Source organism: Cellulomonas sp. FA1 (assembly GCF_000986825.1).
Classification (GTDB): Bacteria; Actinomycetota; Actinomycetes; order Actinomycetales; family Cellulomonadaceae; genus Cellulomonas; species Cellulomonas iranensis.
Window position 1 is genome coordinate 3,758,054 of sequence record NZ_LBMY01000001.1, and the last position, 18,008, is coordinate 3,776,061.

At 77.3% G+C, this 18,008-nt stretch carries 13 protein-coding genes; 5 read left to right on the forward strand and 8 right to left on the reverse strand.

The window, feature by feature from the left end; translation table 11 throughout:
- Nucleotides 1-96: 96 nt before the first annotated feature.
- Nucleotides 97-843, forward strand: coding sequence for a GAF and ANTAR domain-containing protein (locus GY42_RS16965; protein ID WP_052748482.1), 747 nt, complete (start codon nucleotides 97-99; stop codon nucleotides 841-843).
- A gap of 113 nt (nucleotides 844-956) precedes the next feature.
- Here GY42_RS16965 and GY42_RS16970 read toward each other — a convergent pair whose 3' ends face one another.
- The 3 genes from GY42_RS16970 to GY42_RS16980 all read right to left on the reverse strand — a co-directional run bounded on the left by GY42_RS16970 (nucleotide 957) and on the right by GY42_RS16980 (nucleotide 4,186).
- Nucleotides 957-1,640: a response regulator gene (locus tag GY42_RS16970; RefSeq protein ID WP_046530206.1), complete on the reverse strand. Its 684-nt coding sequence runs from the start codon at nucleotides 1,638-1,640 to the stop codon at nucleotides 957-959.
- Nucleotides 1,637-2,881 carry a sensor histidine kinase gene (locus tag GY42_RS16975; RefSeq protein ID WP_226236874.1) on the reverse strand — a complete coding sequence of 415 codons (1,245 nt, stop codon included), beginning with the start codon at nucleotides 2,879-2,881 and terminating at the stop codon, nucleotides 1,637-1,639. Before GY42_RS16975 ends, GY42_RS16970 begins: the two co-directional genes overlap by 4 nt.
- Nucleotides 2,882-2,995: 114 nt before the next feature.
- A complete protein-coding gene (locus GY42_RS16980) occupies nucleotides 2,996-4,186 on the reverse strand; it encodes a TIGR04053 family radical SAM/SPASM domain-containing protein (RefSeq protein ID WP_330217859.1) in 1,191 nt (396 codons plus the stop codon).
- Between the two features lie 131 nt (nucleotides 4,187-4,317).
- Here GY42_RS16980 and GY42_RS16985 point away from each other — a divergent pair, with 131 nt between their 5' ends.
- The 3 genes from GY42_RS16985 (at nucleotide 4,318) to GY42_RS19560 (ending at nucleotide 7,058) form a co-directional block, all read left to right on the forward strand.
- Complete coding sequence (locus tag GY42_RS16985) at nucleotides 4,318-5,313, forward strand: CPBP family intramembrane glutamic endopeptidase (RefSeq protein WP_052748483.1); 996 nt, start codon at nucleotides 4,318-4,320, stop codon at nucleotides 5,311-5,313.
- A 121-nt stretch (nucleotides 5,314-5,434) separates the two neighbouring features.
- On the forward strand, nucleotides 5,435-6,730 hold the full coding sequence (locus GY42_RS16990; protein WP_046530209.1) for a helix-turn-helix domain-containing protein: 1,296 nt from the start codon (nucleotides 5,435-5,437) through the stop codon (nucleotides 6,728-6,730).
- 181 nt (nucleotides 6,731-6,911) lie between these two features.
- On the forward strand, nucleotides 6,912-7,058 hold the full coding sequence (locus GY42_RS19560) for a hypothetical protein (RefSeq protein WP_156441938.1): 147 nt from the start codon (nucleotides 6,912-6,914) through the stop codon (nucleotides 7,056-7,058).
- A gap of 129 nt (nucleotides 7,059-7,187) precedes the next feature.
- On the opposite strand, the gene GY42_RS16995 is transcribed toward GY42_RS19560, so the two are convergent.
- Together GY42_RS16995 and GY42_RS17000 are read right to left on the reverse strand one after the other, a co-directional pair.
- Complete coding sequence (locus tag GY42_RS16995; protein WP_046530210.1) at nucleotides 7,188-8,330, reverse strand: SLC13 family permease; 1,143 nt, start codon at nucleotides 8,328-8,330, stop codon at nucleotides 7,188-7,190.
- 114 nt (nucleotides 8,331-8,444) lie between these two features.
- Nucleotides 8,445-9,746, reverse strand: a complete 1,302-nt coding sequence (locus GY42_RS17000) for an MFS transporter (protein WP_046530211.1) — start codon at nucleotides 9,744-9,746, stop codon at nucleotides 8,445-8,447.
- Between the two features lie 466 nt (nucleotides 9,747-10,212).
- On the opposite strand from GY42_RS17000, the gene GY42_RS17005 reads away from it, so the two are divergent.
- Nucleotides 10,213-14,841, forward strand: coding sequence for a hypothetical protein (locus tag GY42_RS17005; RefSeq protein ID WP_046530212.1), 4,629 nt, complete (start codon nucleotides 10,213-10,215; stop codon nucleotides 14,839-14,841).
- A 1,215-nt stretch (nucleotides 14,842-16,056) separates the two neighbouring features.
- Here the strand turns inward: GY42_RS17005 and mscL are convergent.
- The 3 genes from mscL to GY42_RS17020 all read right to left on the reverse strand — a co-directional run bounded on the left by mscL (nucleotide 16,057) and on the right by GY42_RS17020 (nucleotide 17,944).
- Nucleotides 16,057-16,704: a large conductance mechanosensitive channel protein MscL gene (gene mscL / locus GY42_RS17010; RefSeq protein ID WP_052748484.1), complete on the reverse strand. Its 648-nt coding sequence runs from the start codon at nucleotides 16,702-16,704 to the stop codon at nucleotides 16,057-16,059.
- A 43-nt stretch (nucleotides 16,705-16,747) separates the two neighbouring features.
- On the reverse strand, nucleotides 16,748-17,470 hold the full coding sequence (locus GY42_RS17015) for an SAF domain-containing protein (protein WP_236686833.1): 723 nt from the start codon (nucleotides 17,468-17,470) through the stop codon (nucleotides 16,748-16,750).
- 105 nt (nucleotides 17,471-17,575) lie between these two features.
- The gene (locus GY42_RS17020; protein WP_046530213.1) at nucleotides 17,576-17,944 is read right to left on the reverse strand and encodes an FmdB family zinc ribbon protein; all 369 of its coding nucleotides are present in this window, start codon (nucleotides 17,942-17,944) and stop codon (nucleotides 17,576-17,578) included.
- Nucleotides 17,945-18,008: the final 64 nt, after the last annotated feature.

The window sequence follows — 18,008 nt, forward strand, 5'->3', positions numbered from 1 at the left end:
TGAGGACGTCGTAGGCGCGCACCCGCCCCCGTCGACGCAGGGGCATCCCCACGCGCGCCTCGCAGGGGCGGCGCGACGCGACGGAAGGGGCACCCGGTGCGGCCAGGGCAGGACGACGCGGAGGCGGCGCGGACCGAGGCGTTCGCCGAGCTGGCCCGCATGCAGCCCGTCGACTCCGGCTCGCTCGCGTCGCTGCACGAGCTCCTGCTCGTGGTCCGGCGCACGCTGCCCGGCGTCGAGGACGTCTCGCTCACGCTGGGCGAGCCGGACGCCCCGACGCACGTCACGACCACGAGCCCGGGCGCCGCACGGGCCGACGGCTGGCAGGTCATGGCGGGCGAGGGGCCGTCGTTCGACGCGTACCGCGACGGGGCCACGGTCACGAGCGCGCGGTGGACGGCCGACCCGCGCTGGCCGCGCGTGGCCCGGCACTCCGAGACGGCCACGGGCGGACCCGCCACCGCCGTCCCCGTGCAGTACGGCGACCGGCGGTGGGGCGTGCTGACGTGCTACGGAGACCAGGTCCACGCCGCGGACCAGGTCGAGGCCGTCGAGCTCGTGGCCGGGACGGTCGCCGCCGTGCTCACCGGGTCGCGGCAGCGCGACGAGCTGCGGGCGCTCGTCGCGCAGCTCGGTGAGGCCCTCGAGTCGCGCGCGACGATCGACCAGGCCAAGGGCGTGATCATGGCGCACCGCGGCGGCACGCCCGACGACGCGTTCGACCACCTGTCGGCCATGAGCCAGCACCGCAACGTCAAGCTGCGCGAGGTCGCGCGGGACGTGGTGCAGCGTGCGACCGCCGCGCGCCGCGAGCGGACGGACGGCGCCGACGCCGGTCGGTGACGTGACCGGCGGTCGCCGCCCCGCCCGGTCCGACCGTCTGGTCCGGCTGCTCGACCTCCCGCCACGCGACGACGGGCCGCAGGGCCCGCAAGCGGGGGAGCGGTCGCGGTGCGTCAGACGTCGCCCGCCTCGTGCACGCAGATCGCGATGTGCGTGCGGTTGTCCGCCGGGAGCTTCTCCAGGATCCGGCTGATGTGCGTCTTCACCGTCGCGACCGTGATGAACAGCTCGGACGCGATCTCGGTGTTCGACAGCCCGCGCCCGATCGCACGGGCCACGTCGCGCTCGCGCTCGGTGAGCGCGTCGAGCTTCTGGCGCGCGGCCGCGCGCCGTTCGTCGCGCGGCTGGTCGGTGACCGACGCGATGAGCCGGTCGGTGACCGACGGGGACAGGGTCGTGCGGCCCGCGCCCGCGTCGTGCACGTGCCGCACGATCTCGGCCGGCGGCGTGTCCTTCAGCAGGAACCCCGCGGCGCCCAGGCGCAGCGCGCCCAGCACCATCTCGTCGGTGTCGAACGTCGTGAGGATCACCACGCGCGCGTCGGGCTGCTCGGTCAGCAGCCGCTGCGTGGCCTGCAGCCCGTCGAGCCGCGGCATGCGGATGTCCATGAGCACGACGTCGGGCGACGTCGCGCGCACCACGTCGAGCGCCTCGAGCCCGTCGCCGGCCTCGCCGACGACCTCGATGGTCGGGTCCGCGCCGAGGATGAGCCGCAGCCCGACCCGCACGAGCGTCTCGTCGTCGACCAGCACGACCCGCGTCGCCGGCCGGCCGTCGGCCGTGGTGGTGCCCGTCATGCCTGTCCCTCCGTCCCGGCCGCCCACGGCAGCCACGCCTGCACCGCGAACGTGCCGTCCGGGCGTCGTTGCACGTCGAGCTCGCCGCCCGTGAGCCGCAGCCGCTCGGCGAGCCCCGTGAGCCCCCACCCGGACGACGGCAGCGGCGTCGCCGGCGGGTGGTCGGGCATCCGGTTGGTCACCTCGACGCCCACGCGGTCGCCCGGCGTGCCGTGCAGCCGGACCTTCACGGGCGCGCCCGGCGCGTGCTTGCGCGCGTTCGTCAGGGTCTCCTGCACGACGCGGTACAGGTGCCGGCTCGTCGACAGCGGCAGCCGCGCTAGGTCGTCCTCGGCCACGTGGTCGAGCACGTACGACACGGGCGACCCGGCGGCGCGCGTGCCGTCGACGAGCTCGTCGACCTGCGCGAGCGTCGGCTGCGGGCGCGACTGCTCGTCGGCCGCCGCGGGGTCGCGCAGCAGCCCGAGCACCTCGCGCAGCTCGCCGAGGGCCTCGTGCGCGTTCTCCCGGACGATCGCCGCGGTGTCGCGCACCTGCTCGGGGTCCAGCCCGGCGCGGTACTCCAGCGCGCCGGCGTGCAGCGCGACGAGCGACAGCCGGTGCGCGAGCACGTCGTGCATCTCGCGCGCGATGCGGTTGCGCTCGGCGGCGCGGGCCGTGTCGCCGCGCGCGTCGGCCTCGCGGCGCGCGATCGCGGCCTGCTCGCGCAGCGACGCGACGAGCGCGCGCCGACCCCCGATGAACAGCCCCGTCACCACGGGCAGGGCCATGCCGACCAGCACCGACAGCAGCAGCACCCACCGCGGCGGGTAGGGCAGGTCGTCCGGCAGGAAGACGTTCTGCAGCGCGCGGTCGGCCACCAGGCCGGCGCCGAACCACAGCGCGCAGACCGACAGGATCTCCGCCCAGCGGCGCCGCGTCGCCAGCGACACGACCGCGAGCGACGCGATGCCCGCCGAGAACACCGAGAACGACCCGAGCACGACGAGCACGCCCGTGATCGGCAGCGGCGCACGGTGCCGCAGCACGTACAGGACCGCGGCCACCACGAGCACGCCCAGGTCGACCGCGATCCACACCTCGGCGAGGAGGTTCGTCCTGCCCGTCATCTCGGCGCGCGCGATGCCCGCGCCGTACACCGCCGTGCCCGAGAAGAACCCCAGCGGCAGCGCGAGCATGAGCCGCCACGTGTGGGACCACGCGCGGCGGGCGCGGCTCGGCGGGGCGGGCGTCAGGGACACGCCGTGATGCTAGGCGCCCCGCGGGCCCGCCCGGATCGGTCGCGCGGACGACCGGGTCGGCCGCCCGGACGACGACGCCCCGCGCGGACCTGCGTGCGACCGCGCGGGCCCGTGTCAGGACGCGAGCAGCGCCGCGACGTCCTCGGGGTGCGGGAACGACCCGGGGACGTACCCGCACAGCGGGTCCGACGCGAACGGGTCGCCCGTCGCGGCGTACGCGCGCGAGCGCGACCCGCCGCACACCCGGCCGAACTCGCACGCGCCGCACCGCCCGGTCAGCCGTGCGGGGTCGCGCAGCCCCGTGAACAGCTCCGACGTCCGGTAGATCTCGGTCAGCGGCTGCTCGCGCACGTCGCCCGCCGACACCGGCAGGAACCCGGACGGGTGCACCGTGCCGACGTGCGACACGAACACGAACCCGTACCCGGCGTTGACGTTGACCGGCGGGCGTCGCACGCGCGCGCCGTCGCCCCAGCCGAACGCGGCCGTGCGCTCGGTCAGCTCGGCGTACAGCTCGCCCAGGCCCAGCGCGGCCACGTGGTCCTCGCCGCGCGCGGCGAGCACCGCGCGCTGCAGCGACACGCGCCGGAAGTGGTGGCCCTCGGTCGTCTTCACCGGCACGTGCGGGCCCAGGTCGTAGAGGTAGTTCATGACGTCCTCGGCCTGCTGCGGCGTGAGCGCCCCCAGGTCGACGCCGCGACCCATCGGCACCAGCATGAACGCGCTCCACGTCATCGCGCCCTGCGTCCGCACGAGGGCCGCGAGGTCCGGCAGCTCGTGCACCGTGCGGCTCGACATCGTGGAGTTCACCTGCACCTTGATGCCGAGCTCGCGGGCCGTCGCCCACGCCTCGACGGTGCGGTCGAACGTGCCCGGCACGCGCCGGAACCCGTCGTGCACGGCGGCCGTCGCGCCGTCCAGCGACAACGACAGCGCCGTCACGCCCGCGTCCTGCAGCGCGCGCAGCGCCGCCCGGTCGAGCTTCTCGGTGCCCGACGGCGAGACCGCCACCGCGAGCCCCAGCGCGAGCCCGCGCCGCACGAGCTCGGTGAGGTCCTCGCGCTCGAAGCAGTCCCCGCCGGTGATGACGAAGATGGGGGAGGGCCGGCCGAACGCCGCGACCTGGCGCATGAGCTCGGTCGCGGCGTCGGTGTCGAGCTCGCGCGGGTGCCGGCGCGGCTGCGCCTCGGCGCGGCAGTGCACGCACGACAGCGCGCACGCGCGCGTCGCCTCCCAGATGACGAGCAGCGGCCGGTCGGCCGGGTCGTGGCGGACGGTGCGGACGACGGGGCCGTGCGGGCGCATGCCGAGCATCAGACACCCGCCGCCGGCCCGGGGTCCGGGACGAGCGTCCCTTCCGCGCGGACGACACCCACGCCCGCGTGGTCGGTCGCGCGGCCGATGCGTCGTGCCGGGACCGCCGTGACGATGGTCGGGTGAGCAGCCCGCACGTCGTGCCCCCGCCCCCGACCGTCGCCGCGCCCCCGACCGTGTCCGCCCCCCGGGCGGTGCGCGCACGCGAGGTGCCCGGGACCTACGCGTACCACCGGCTCCAGCGGACCCGTCCCGGAGCCCGGTGGTGGCGGCCGCTGCTCGTCGGGCTCGTCGCGCTCGCGCTGTACGTCGCGCTGCTCGCGCTCGGCGGCGGCGCGCTCCTCGTCGCCGCGTTCGCGGGCGGCCCGGCGTCGTGGGACGCGCTCACCGGCCTGGACGTCACCGACCTCCTCGACCCCCTCGCGTTCACGCTCGCGATGCTCTCGATCATCGCGATGCTGCCCGCCGTGCTCGTAGCGACCCGGCTGCTCGGCGCGCGGCCCGTCGGCCTGCTCGCGTCCGTCACGGGGCGCGTGCGGTGGGGGTGGGCGCTGCGCTGCCTCGCGCTCGCGGCGGGTCTCGCGCTCGTGGTCCACACGGGTGACGCGGTCGTGGCGGCCGCGTCCGGACGGCCCTGGCAGCCCGACGTGGACGCGGGTGCGTGGCTGCTGATCGGCCTGGCCCTGCTGCTGGTGCCCGCGCAGTGCGTCGCCGAGGAGGTCGTGTTCCGCGGGTACCTCCTGCAGACCGTCGGCACGTGGCTGCGGCACCCGGCGTTCGCGATCGCCCTGCCCGTGCCGCTGTTCGTGCTCGGCCACGAGTACGTGAACCTCGCGATGCTCGACATCGCGCTGTGGGCGCTCGCGATGGGCTGGGTCACGTGGCGCACCGGCGGCCTCGAGGCCGCCGCGGCCGCGCACGTCGTCAACAACGTCGCGGTGTTCACGCTCGGCGCGGTGGGCCTGGCCGACCTCGACCTCGTGGACGTCGGGCCGGTCGCGCTCACGGTGTCCACGGTCCAGACCCTCGTCCTCGTCGGACTCGTCGAGGTGCTCGCGCGGCGCGCGGGCGTCGCCCGGGAGCGCGTCGTGGCCGCGCCTGCCGAGGGTGAGAACTGACACGTCCCGTGGCGATTCGTCGTATCCGCGTACGTTGCGTCCGTATCGGTCAGTCGTGCCGTGACACGAGTCGCCCCGGCCCCTCTTCCGTGCGGCGGGGTCGGTCCCTATCGTGAGATCCGTGCACCCCGTGAGTGAACGCATCCGTGACGCCCGCGAGCGCAGCGGCCTGTCGCAGGCCGACCTCGCGCGTGCGGCGATGATGCACCCCAGCTACGTGTCCCACCTCGAGCGCGGCGTGCGCGGTCCCGGCGACGCGGCCCTCGAGCGGCTCGCGCGAGCCCTCGGAGTCACGGCGCAGTACCTCGAACAGGGTGACCGCTCGCCCGAGTACCTCGAGTCGGAGGCCGCGCTCGTCCGTGCGCGGCAGCTCATGCGCGCGGGGCGGGCCCCGGACGCGGCGCGTGAGCTCGAGCAGGTCGAGCTCGCGGCCCTCGACGTCGACCAGGCGGCGAAGGTGCTGCTGGCGCGCGCCGAGGCGCTCGACCTCGCGGGCGACCTGGAGACCTCCGCGCAGCTGCTCGCCGACGTCACGCACCGGCTCGTCGTCGGCCACCGTCCCGAACGCGCGACGTACGCCGCGACCCGCCTCGTCATGGCGCTCACCGAGGCCGGCGACCTGCACGGCGCCGTGCGCGCGGGCGAGGAGCACCTCGCGACGCTGCGCGAGCCCGCCGCCGGCACCGACGAGATCTTCCGCCTCGAGTCGACGCTCGTGTGGGCGTACGTCGCGCGCGGGGACGTGACTTACGCGCGCGTGCGCGGCCAGGACCTGCTGGGGCGCGCCCTCGTGCACGGTTCGGCGCGCGCCGTCTGGTCCGTCCACTGGAACCTCGCGTTCGTCGACGACGCGCTCGGCGACCACGACGACGCGCTGTCGCACCTGCGCTCGGCCCTCGCGATCGCCGGGGGCGACGAGGTCGAGCGTGACGTGCCCCGCCTCCGGCTCGACCTCGCGCAGCTGCTGCTCACGGTGGACCCGCCGCGCCCCCGCGAGGCGCTCGCGGAGCTCGACGCGGCCGCGACCGCGCTGGAGGTCGGCGAGTCGCAGGTCGAGCTCGCGCGCGCGGCGACCACGCGGTCGCGCGCCACGCTGCTGCTCGGTCAGCACCGCGCCGCCCTCGCGCACGCCGCGCGCGCGGTCGAGATGCTCGCGACGGGTGAGCGGCGCGACGCCGCCGCCGCGCACGAGGCGCTCGGCGACGCGCTGCTCGCCTCGGGCGAGCGGCCCGCCGCGATCAAGGCGTACCGGCAGGCGGCCGACCGGCTCGACCTGGCACCCGCCGGGCGGCCGACCGCACGCGCGTGGCGCCGGATCGGCGACCGGCTGCGCGTCGCGGGCGACGACCGCGCGCACGTCGCCGAGGCGTACCGGCGGGCCATCGGCGCCGCGGGCGTCGGCGTCGTCCGCGCCTGACGGGCGCTCACCCGGACGGGTGATGTCGCGCGGAGCGCGAGGTACGGCCGACACGCCCGGGTGACCGCCAGCACGGGAGCGTCTACCCCGGCCCGCCCTGGGTCATTGCGGTCTAGACACGGTCGTGGGGACCATGCCGAGGTACCGGATCGTCCGGTGCGTCGTTCGAAGGGGTCCCCTCATGAAGAAGCTCTCGCTCGCTCTCGTCGTCGCCCTCGCCGCGTTCTCCGGCGTGGCCGGTGCCACCGTCGCGTCGGGCACGCCGGTCACGCCGGGTGCGCCCGGCACGACCGTCACGATCCTCTCGCCGTGCTGCAAGGTGATGTGACGGACGCGCTCCCACGGTGACGACACCTGCGACGCCGCTCCGGGGCGACCACGCCGGCCCCGGGGCGGCGACGCAGGGCCGCGCCCTCACGCGCGCGCGACCCCCGCGTCCGCCGTGCGGTCCTGCAGGTCAGGACGTCAGGATCAGCGCACCGACGCCGGCGGCGACGGTCAGCGGCGCGACGACCAGCCCCAGCAGCACGTACCGGCGCCACGACACGTCGACGCCCGCGCGCACGAGCGCGCGGTGCCACAGCAGCGTCGCGAGCGACGCCCACGGCGTGACCAGCGGGCCCGCGTTGACGCCGACCAGCAGCGCGACCAGCAGCAGCGGGTCGTGCGCCGCGGTCGGCTCGAGCACGAGGTACGCGGGCAGGTTGTTCACGAGGTTCGCGCCGAGGGCCCCCGCCGCCGCGACGGTCCAGGGGCCGCCGCCGGCGAGGTCCTGCTGCAGCAGGGCCCGCAGACCCGCCTCCTGCAGCGCCTCGGCCGCCAGGAAGAGACCCGAGGCGAACACGACGAGCGGCCAGGGCACCAGGCCGGGCGTGAGCGCGCGGGGCCGGCGCCACGCGGTGACGACCAGCAGGACGACCGCCGCGACCGTCGCCGGGATCCACACGGGTGCGCCGCTCACGAGCCCGACCAGCAGCGCGACGACCACGCCCGCGCTCCAGCGCAGCAGCACCGGGTCCCCGGCGGGCGGCTCGTCGTCGGCGAGCGTGTAGCGGCCCCGCAGCTCGCGGCGGTGCAGCAGCGCCACGGCCGCGACCGGCACGACGACGCACGCGAGCGCGGGCGCCCACGTGAGCGCGACGAACTCGCGGATGCCGCCGACGTGGTGCTCGGCCAGCAGGTTCGTGAGGTTGGAGACGGGCAGGAGCATCGACGCGGCGTTCGCGAGCCACACCGTGACCAGCGCGAACGGCCGCGCGTCGAGCCCGGCGTGCAGCGCGACGGCCAGCACGACCGGCGTCAGCAGCACGGCCGTCGTGTCGAGCGACAGGAACACCGTGCACACGACCGCGAGGGCCACGACCCCGCCCCACAGCAGGAGCGTGCGACCGCGCGCGCGGCGCGCGACGCCCGCCCCCACCGCGCGGAACAGGCCGGCCCCGGCGGCCAGCTCGGTCACGACCGTGACCGCCACGACGAACGTCAGCACGGGCCAGACCCGGTCGACCAGCGCGAGCGCCGCCTCGCCGGGCAGCACGCCCGTGGCCAGCGCGACGAGGCCGGCGCCGAGCAGCACGGCGCCGATGACGAGGGTCCTCACCGGGCGGCCCCCGCCACGCGCGCGAACGACGGGGAGCGGCGCGGGGCGCGGGGCGTCCCCGGTGCGGCGTTCACGGTCACGTGCACAGCGTGCACCCCCGCGCTCCGTGGTGCGTCATGACGCGCGCCGCCGGCGCAGCGCCTCGCGCAGGGGCGGCACGGGGGTGCCGGCAGCGCTGAGGTCGGCGCGCGCACGGCGCCGGTGGTGCAGCACGCCGACCACGCCGACGACCCACGGCACGAGCAGCACCGCGAACGCGAGCCGCCACGCGTCCAGGGGGTACGTCGTCGCGCCCGCGGGGGAGACGAGCTGCAGCACGACCCCGACCGCGAGGACGCCCGTGATCGTCGAGACGAACCCGCCGGTGTTGACGAACCCGGTCGCGGTGCCGAGCCGGTCGCCGGTCGTGAAGGTCCGCGCGAAGTCGATGCCCACGAGCGACACGGGCCCGCCCGCGCCGATGACCACGGCGAACACCACGAGCTGGGCGAACGGGCGCGGCGTGGCGGGCAGCAGCAGCCACGCCCACACGGTGAACGTCGCGCCCGCGGACGCGAGCACGACCCACGACCGTCGCAGCGGGTGCCGCGACGTCCACCGGCCGACCAGCGGGCCCGCGGTCATGGCCGACGCGGTCATGGTCGTGAGCAGCACGCTCGCCTCGGCGGGCGTGCGGCCCTGCGCGGTGACGAAGAACGGCACGCCCCACAGCATCGCGACGACGTTGAAGGAGAACGGCGTGAGGAAGTGGGACCAGAACCCCAGCCGCGTGCCTGCGGGCAGCACGGCGGCACGCACGGCGTGCACGAAGCGCTCGCGCGCGGCGGTCTCGACGGCCGACGGCGCGGGGTCGGGCCGGCGCGCGAGCCCGGTCGCCGCGACGACGGTGACGGCCGCGCCGACGGCCGCGAGGGCCCCGAACGTCACGCCCCAGCCGCGGGCGTGCAGCACCCACGCCACGACCACGGCCGACACGATCTGACCCGACTGCCCGACCAGCCCGGTGACCTGCACCATGACCGGCACGCGACGGGCCGGGAACCACTCGGCGATGAGCCGGCACGCGCTGATGAAGATCGCGGCGTCGCCCGCGCCGATGAGCACGCGCGCCGCCAGGGCCAGCGGCACGTCGTCGGCCAGGGCGAGCAGGCCCTGCCCCACGGCCATGACCGCCGAGCCGGTCGTGATCAGCACGCGGGCGCCGAACCGGTCGAGCGCCCGGCCCGCGGGGATCTGCAGGGCGGCGTACACGCCGAGCTGGAGCACCGAGAACATCGCGAGCCCGGTCGCGCTGAGCCCGAACCGCTGGACGGCGTCCACGCCCGCGACGCCGAGCGCCGTGCGGTGGACGACGGCCACCAGGTACGCGGCTGCCGCGACCGCCCACACCACGGTGGGGCTGCGACGCGTGCGCACCCACGTCCTCCGTCTCTCTCGTCCCGGCCCAGCGTAGGCGTCCGGCGCGTCGCCGCCGTGGGCCCGAACGGCCGTGGAGCCCTCCGCCGGTCCCCTGACGTGGTGCGTCGCTGCGACACGCCGAGGCGGTGTCATGGATGACTCCAGAGTCATTGATTTTTCACCGGGTCGGGCGGGTCTGGACGTTTGACCGAGAGCCCCGCGAGGGGCACCATTGATCCCGACGGTGCGCATCGCCTGCCCCCTGCGCGGTGCGCACCGTTTCAGCTTCGCACCGACGGGACGAGCCACACGGCTCGTCCCGTCGGTCGTTTCCGGGGGCGTGCCGGCGGCGCCCCGGGCAACGACCCGCCGCCCGCGGGTCGCGGACCCGCCGCCCACCGCCCGCACCCCGGGATCCGCGCAACCCGGGCCGGCACGGCGTGGCCGCCCCGGGATCCGCGTGCCGCGCGGTTACCGTGCCAGGGTGACCGCTCCCGCACGCACCCCCGGCCCGGGCGACCGGCCCGACGCCGACGTCGCCGCGTCCGCGGCGCCCGAGGCCGCGGACGGCCCGCCGGTCGCGCTCGTCGAGCCGCCGTCACCCGCCGAGGTCCTCGAGGGCGCCGTCGCGACGTGGCGCGCGGCCCTCGTGGAGGCGGCGGGCGCGTCGACGCTCGCCGACGTCGACCAGCTCGGCGAGGCCGCGCTCGACCTGTCGAGCGCGCACCCCTCCGGCATGGCGCAGCTCTTCGCCGGGCGGCCCACGCGGCTGTCCAACCTCGTGCGCGAGCCCGGGGCGCAGTCCGCCGCGCGCCGCCGCGCCCGCGCCGTCGCGGCGCGCGCGGCGGCCTACACGCAGCGCTACGGCATCGCGTCGACGTCGCTCGCGATCGGCGTCGCGACGTGGACGGACCGGTCGACCGCCGACCTCGCGTCGGACGACGTCGGTGCGCTCGCGCACGTCACGCGGCACCCGCGCACGCCCAGCGGACGGGGAGCCGGCGACGACGGCCCCGACGTGCCCGTGCGCACCGTGCGCGCCCCGGTGCTGCTGCGCCCCGTCGCGCTGCGCGCCCGCGGCACGGGCGAGGGCGACCACGAGATCGAGCTCGAGCCCTCCATCGAGGTCAACCCCGTCCTGGCGCGCGCGCTGCGCAGCCACGGCGCGCTGCTCGACCCCGGTGCGGTCGCGCGCGGCACGTTCACCGGTGCCGGGTTCGACCCGCGGGGCGCGCTGCAGCGGCTGTCGTCCCTCGGCGAGGCCGTGCTCGAGGACTTCCGGCTCGTCGAGCGCGTCGTCGTGGGCACGTTCGTGCACCCGGGGCAGATCATCGTCGACGACCTGGACCAGCTCGCGGGCACGCTCGACCGGCACGACGTCGTGCGTGCGCTCGCGGGACTCGACGAGGCGCGCGCGGCGCTCGACGTGCCGCTGCCCGCGCCCGTCCCCGGGGACCGCGACCCCGCGCTCGAGCGCGGCATCGGCGACCTCGACCCCGCGCAGCAGCACGTGCTCGACGTCGTCGCGACGGGCGCCCACGTCTTCGTCGACGCGCCCACCGGCTCCGACGTCACCGGCACGCTCGCCGCGATCGTCGCCGACGCGGCCGCCGAGGGGCGCACCGTCCTGTACGTCCCGGGCCACCGGCGGGCCGCGGTGTCGCTCGTCGAGCGGCTCCAGCGCCTCGGCGTCGGCGAGATCGTGCTCGACGTCGAGCCGCACGCCGGGTGGCGCACCTCCGCCGCGCGCCGGCTGCTCGGCGCGATGACCCTCGAGCCGCCCGTCGTCGACACCGACGCCGTGCAGGCCGTCCGCGTGCCGCTCGTCGAGCAGCGCGAGCGGCTGCGCGCCTACGTGGACGCGCTGCACGCGACGCGTGAGCCGTGGGGCGTTTCCGCGTACGACGCGCTGCAGGAGCTCGCGCGGCTCACGGCCGCACGCCCGACGCCCGCGACGACCGTGCGGCTGTCGACGGATGTCGCGCGGCCCCTCGACGCCGAGCGGCGCGCGCACGTGGCGCGCGACCTCGTGCGCGCCGGCGAGCTCGGCGCGTTCCGCCTGCGCCCGCAGGACACCCCCTGGTACGGCGCCGACCTGCGCACCGCGGCCGACGCGCAGGTCGTGCGGCACCGCCTCGACCGGCTCCTCGACGTCACGCTCCCGCAGCTCGTCGAGCGCGCGGCGCAGGTGGCCGCCGAGACGGGGCTCACGCGCGCGACGACCCTCGACCAGTGGGCCGAGCAGCTGCGCATGCTCGACGGCGTGCGGGACTCGCTCGACGTGTTCCAGCCGCTCGTGTTCGAGCGCACCGCCGCCGACCTGGTCGCCGCCACCGCGACCAAGGAGTGGCGCGAGGAGCACGGCGTCCCGATGGGGTTCTGGGTGCGTCGCCGCCTGCGCAAGCAGGCCAAGGACATGCTGCGCCCCGGGCGCCCCGTCGCCGACCTGCACGGCGCGCTCATCGAGGTGCAGGCCCGCCGCGAGCTGTGGCAGGCGCACTGCCCGGCGGGCGGCTGGCCGCGGCTGCCCGAGGGCCTCGAGGTCATCGAGGCCGAGCACCTCGCGGTCCGGCAGGACGTCGAGGCGCTCGCCCTGGTGCTCACGACGACGCCCGGCGGCGGGCTGCTGACCACCACGCCGTTCGACGAGCTGCGCGACCGGCTCGTGCGGCTGCGCGACGGCGCGTCCGCGCTCGACACGCTGCCCGAGCGCACGCAGCTGCTGCACGGGCTGCGCGCGGCGGGGCTCGGCGACCTCGTCGACGACCTCGCCCACCGCCGCGTGGCACCCGCGCTCGCGGCGGCCGAGCTCGACCTCGCGTGGTGGAGCACGGTGTTCGAGCAGGTCCTCGGCGCCGACCCGGCCCTAGCGGGCTACGACGGCGCGGCGCTCGGCGCGCTGTCCGCGCGGTACGCCGAGCTCGACCGGCGGCACGTCGTCAGCCGCGCCGCGCCCGTCCTCGCGGCGGCGCTGGGTCGCGTGGCCTCGGCCGTCCGCACCCACCGCGACCAGGCGGAGGGGCTGTTCGCGGAGCTGGTCGACGAGCGCATGACGTCGCTGCGCGACACCGTCGCGCGGTACCCCGACCTCGCGCGTCGTCTGCGACCCGTGCTCGTCGCCGGGCCCATGCTCGTCGCGCAGGTCCTGCCCGCGTCGCGCACGGTCGACCTGGTCGTCGTGGACGCCGCGGCGCACCTGCCCGTCGAGGCGGCGCTGCCCGCGATCGCGCGCGGCCGGCAGGTCGTCGTCGTGGGCGACGCCCGGTGCGCGTCGGGCTCCGCGGTGCGCGAGCTCGCCGCCGTGCTGCCGACCGTCGCGCTGCACGCCGACGCGTCGCGCCGCGACCCGCACCTCACGCGGTTCCTCGCCGAGCACGGGTACGAGGGCGTCCTGGTCCCGACGCCGCTGCCCTGCTCGGCGCCGCTCGTGACGTTCGAGCCCGTCGACGGCACCGGCATGCCGGACCCCGCCACGAGCATGGTGGACTCGACGCGCGCCGAGGTCGAGCGTGTCCTCGAGCTCGTCGTCGAGCACGTGCTCCAGCACCCCGACGAGTCGCTCGCGGTCGTGACGCTCACGCCCCGGCACGCCGACGCGGTGCGCGAGGTCGTCATGGCCGAGGTCCGCGGCAACCCCGCGCTCGGCGCGTTCTTCGACGCCGGCCGCGCCGACCCGTTCCTCGTCGTCGACGTCGCGAACGTCGCGGGCCTGCAGCGCGACGCCGTGATCCTGTCGCTCGGCCTCGGCCGCACCCCGCACCGCCGCGTGCTGCACACGTTCGGCCCCGTGAGCCGCCCGGGCGGCGACGCGCTGCTGCTCGACGCGCTGGGCTCGACGCGGCACCGGCTGACCGTGGTCGCGTGCTTCACGGGTGACGACCTGGACCCCGAGCGGCTGCGCGGCCCCGGCCCGCAGCTCCTCGCCGACGTGCTGCGGTTCGCCGTCGAGCGCGGCGCGCAGGCGCCCGGCGCGGACGCGTCGGAGCGGCCCACGGGCGGGCCCGACCCCGACCGGCTCGTGCTCGACCTGGCCGAGCGGCTGTGGCAGCACGGCCTCGTCGTCGACGTCGACCACGGCGTGCCCGGCGGGGTGCGGATCCCGCTGGTGGTGGGTCACCCGGACCTGCCCGACGAGATGCTCGTCGCGGTCCTGACGGACGACGACGAGTACGTGAGCGAGCCGAGCGTGCGCGTGCGCGACCGCCTCGTGCCGGACCGGCTCGAGCGCCTCGGGTGGTCGGTCGTGCGCGTGTGGTCCGCCGCCGCGTTCCTCGACCCGCAGGCCGAGGTCGACCGCATCCGTCGTGCCGTCCACACCGCGCTGGTCGCGCGCCGGCCCGAGCTCGCGGCCCCGGTGTCCGCGCCCGTGCGGGCGGTGCCGGTGCCGGTCGAGGACGAGGACCACGCGCCCGTGCGGCCGTACGTCGACGGACGACCGGCCACGGGTGCCCAGCCGGTGGTCGCCCCGGCGACCGGTGCCGTGCCGGTGGTGCGCACCGCGACCGGTGCCCAGCCCGTGGTCGCGCCCGCCGCGACGGGTGCGGTCCCCGTGGTCGCGCCGGCGACGGGTGCGACGCCCGCGGTGCCCGCCCCGCCGCGTGACGGTGCGACGTCCGCGTCCCGGCCCGCCGCCACGACCGGCGAGCCGACCGGCGCGAACCCGACCGGCGCGAACCCGACGGGCACGAACCCGACCGGTGCGGTCCCCGTGGTGCGGACGCCCACCGGCGTGACGCCGACGGTCGGTCCGCGGTCGGTCACGGGCACGGTCCCGGCGGTCGACGCCGCGGGTGGGTCGGCCGTGCGCCGCGCGACCGACCTGGGCCCCGCGGGTCCGGTGCAGACGGAGGCGTTCGTGCACACGCCGCCCGCGGGCGAGCAGCTCGTGCTGCCGCTGCGCACGACCCCGCGCCCCGACGTCCGTGCCGGGCTGCCGATCAACGCCTACAGCGACGACCAGCTCGACGACCTGGCCCGCTGGCTGCGGTCCGACGGCGTGGAGCGCACGCGCGACCAGCTGGCGGACGCGCTGCGGGCCGAGCTGGGCATCACGCGCCGCAGCCACCGCGTCGACACGGCGGTCCGCGCCGCGGTCACCCGCGCCTTCACCTGACGGCCGCGGTCACCGGCCCGTCCGACGGCTACGGTCACCGGCCCGTCCGACGGCTACGGTCACCGGCCCGTCCGACGGCTGCCGTCGCCAGCCGGCTCGACGGGCGCTGCCCGTCGTCACCGACCGTCATCGAGGTCCGCCCGGTCCCCACGGCATCGAACCCGCGCCGAACGCGGGGTTCGGCCGCTCGTGGTGTCCGAGAAGCGGCCGAACCCCGCGTTCGCGCGTGCGGGACGGGTCGTGGCTCCCGGGGAGGGGCGGCGGACGGCCGGGGTGCGCTCGTGCGGTGGGAGGATCGGGGCGTGAGTGCTGCACCGCGTCGCCCCCGCCGTGCCGTGCGACCGTCGGGGACGGTCGGCACGGACGAGTCCGTCCTCCGCTCGGTGCACGCGGCGCCGCCCGCTCCCGCGGCGTCGGTGCCCTCTCCGTCCGCTCCCGCGGTCTCGGCGCCGTCCGTGCCAGGTCCGTCCGGTCGTGTGTCGGAGCCGTCGGGCGTCCGCGCAGCGCCGTCGGCTGGGACGCCGTCCACCGGGTCCGCTGCCGACGTGGCGACCGGTCACCGGGGCGGGGGCGGGCCTGCCCCCGCCGACCAGGTGGACGACCCGTGGCGGGCGACCCGCTCGGCGGACGACTCGGACCGGGGCTGGGGGCGCGAGGAGCCGTCGTCGAACGACGACCGGCTGCGTCGGGAGAAGCCGCCCCACTGGTGAGCCAGTCAGGGCGCCGGGGCTCCGGCGGCTCCGGCGTCGCCCACCGCCGGGGCTCCGGCGGCTCCGGTGTCGCCCATCGCCGGGGCTCCGACGGCTCCGGTGTCGTCCAGGTGGCACCGCCCGTCCTGGTGCCGCGACGGGTCGCGGTCGGCGTCGGCAACCCGGGCGCCGCCGCGTCGTCCGCGTCGGGGTGGTGACCCCGGTGGGCGGCTGCTCCCGTACGGACGTCGCGGACGCCCGCGCGGGCCGCGAGGTCTCGACGGGTTCAGCGCGACGGGCCGGTGCGCCGGGGTCAGTGTGGCGGAGCCGGCGTACCCGGGTCAGTGTGACGGGGCCGTCGCGCCGGGGCCGGTGCGGCGGGGCCGGCGGCGCACCGGGATCAGCGCGACGGGGCCGGCGTACCGGCGTCAGTGCGACGGGGCCGGCGCGCCGGGGTCAGTGTGACGGGGCCGTCGCGCCGGGGCCGGTGCGGCGGGGCCGGTGCGACGGGGCCGGCGCGCCCGGGTCAGGGGTGCGCGCCCGGCGGGATGCTCGGCGGTGCGCCGGGCGCCGGGGGAGTGCCCGGTGCGGGCGGCGGTGCGACCGGTGGCGTGCCGGCCGCGGGGTCGCCCGGCGTCGCGGTCGTGTCGTTGACGATCGCGGGCGTCAGACGCTGCGACAGCAGGTCGCGGATCTCCTGCAGCAGCAGGATGTCCTCGGCCGGCGCCGCGGGCTCGTCCTCGACGCCCTTCTTGCGACGCGCGGCGAGCGCGTTGAGCGGCACGACGATGAGGAAGTAGATCGCCGCGGCCGTGATGAGGAACTGGAGCAGCGCGTTGAGGATCACGCCCACCTGGATGGGGGCGATCGGGTCCTCGCCCGGGCCGGGGGTGCGCCACGTGTAGGGGCCGATGTCCCACAGGCCCGCGAGGTTCGGCTTGCCGAACACCCAGCCGATGAGCGGGCTGATGAACCCGTCCTGCAGCGCACCGACCACCGCGGTGAACGCGGCGCCGACGACCACGCCGACCGCGAGCTCGATCGCGTTGCCGCGCGAGATGAAGTCCTTGAAGCCCTGGAAGACCTTGGCCATGCCCTTGACCTGGGAGCTGCCGCCCACGGTGCGGAGCCGGTCGCCCGCCCCCCGCAGCCCTTCGCGCATGCTGTCCGACACCGGGACCTCCCGCTGGTCGCCCTCACCGACTGGTTCCTGCCGATCATGGCACGACGACCGCCACCAGTCGGGACGAGGCGGACGACTCGGCCACGGCGAGCGCCTCGTCCGGCGTCAGCGCGACGACGACGGGCGGCGCCTCGTCGGGTGCGGCGACGCCCCCGAGCAGGCCGCCGCCCGCGCCGGCCGGGCCGTCGGCGGGGGCGGGGAGCACGAGCGCGCGCCGCGCGACGGTACGGCCGTCACCGCCCTCGGGTCGCGCCGCGACGAGGTCCACCCGCAGGCCCGGGGCGAGCAGCGCGGCCACCGCGGGGTCGTCGAGGCGCACCGCCGTCACCACGGTGCCGGGCGGCCCGGTCAGCGCGGCGTCCACCAGGAGTGCCGGCGCGAGCGGCATGCTCGCCGGCAGCGCGACGGCCGTGACCCCGCCGACCGCGTCCGCCACGCTGGTGACCGCGCGCTGCGGTGCGGCGCCGGGCGCGACCCGGGCCACGGTGACGTCGTCCGGCGTCAGCGTCGTGCCGGCGGGCACGTCGCGGGTCAGCACGACCACGGGGACCGTGGGCGGCGGGGGTGGGCGCACCGCGTGCACGACCACCGCGGCGGCCGCGCCGAGGCACAGCGCCGCGACGAGCGCGCGCGACCGCCACAGCAGCAGGCGCCACCGTCGTGCCGGCGTCGGGCGCGCGACCGGCAGGGGCGGGGGCGCGCCCGACGCGGACCGGGCGGCGGGGTCCGGGCCGGGTGGCGTCGGCAGGAGGCTCACCTGCGGGACGCTAGGACCCGTCGGGTGCGCCGCGGGGCGCAGGACGCGCCACCGGGGACCGGGGCGACGCAGCGAGGCCTGTGGGCGGCTCGCGGCGTCCGGGGGTCAGGCGGACGCGGCCGGTGCCGCGGAGGTCGCCGGCGCCGCGGAGGTCGTGCCGGCCGTCGTCGACGCCGACGAGCCCGACGTCGTGCCGGACGACGTGCTGCCGCCCGACGACGTGCCGCCGCTGGACGACGTGCCGCCGCTGGACGACGTGCTCGACGACGTGGTGCTCGAGGCGCCCGTCGCCCCGCCCGCGCGGGCGTCGTTGCGGTAGAAGCCCGAGCCCTTGAACACGACGCCGACGGACGAGAACACCTTGCGCAGGCGTCCGGCGCACTCGGGGCAGACCGTGAGCGAGTCGTCGGTGAAGGACTGCTGGACCTCGAAGGCGTGCTCGCAGGCCGTGCAGCGGTAGGCGTAGGTGGGCACTGGTTCTCCCTCGTCGTCGCCGGGCGTCCCCGACGGTCCTCGATCCGATCCCCGGGGCTGCGCA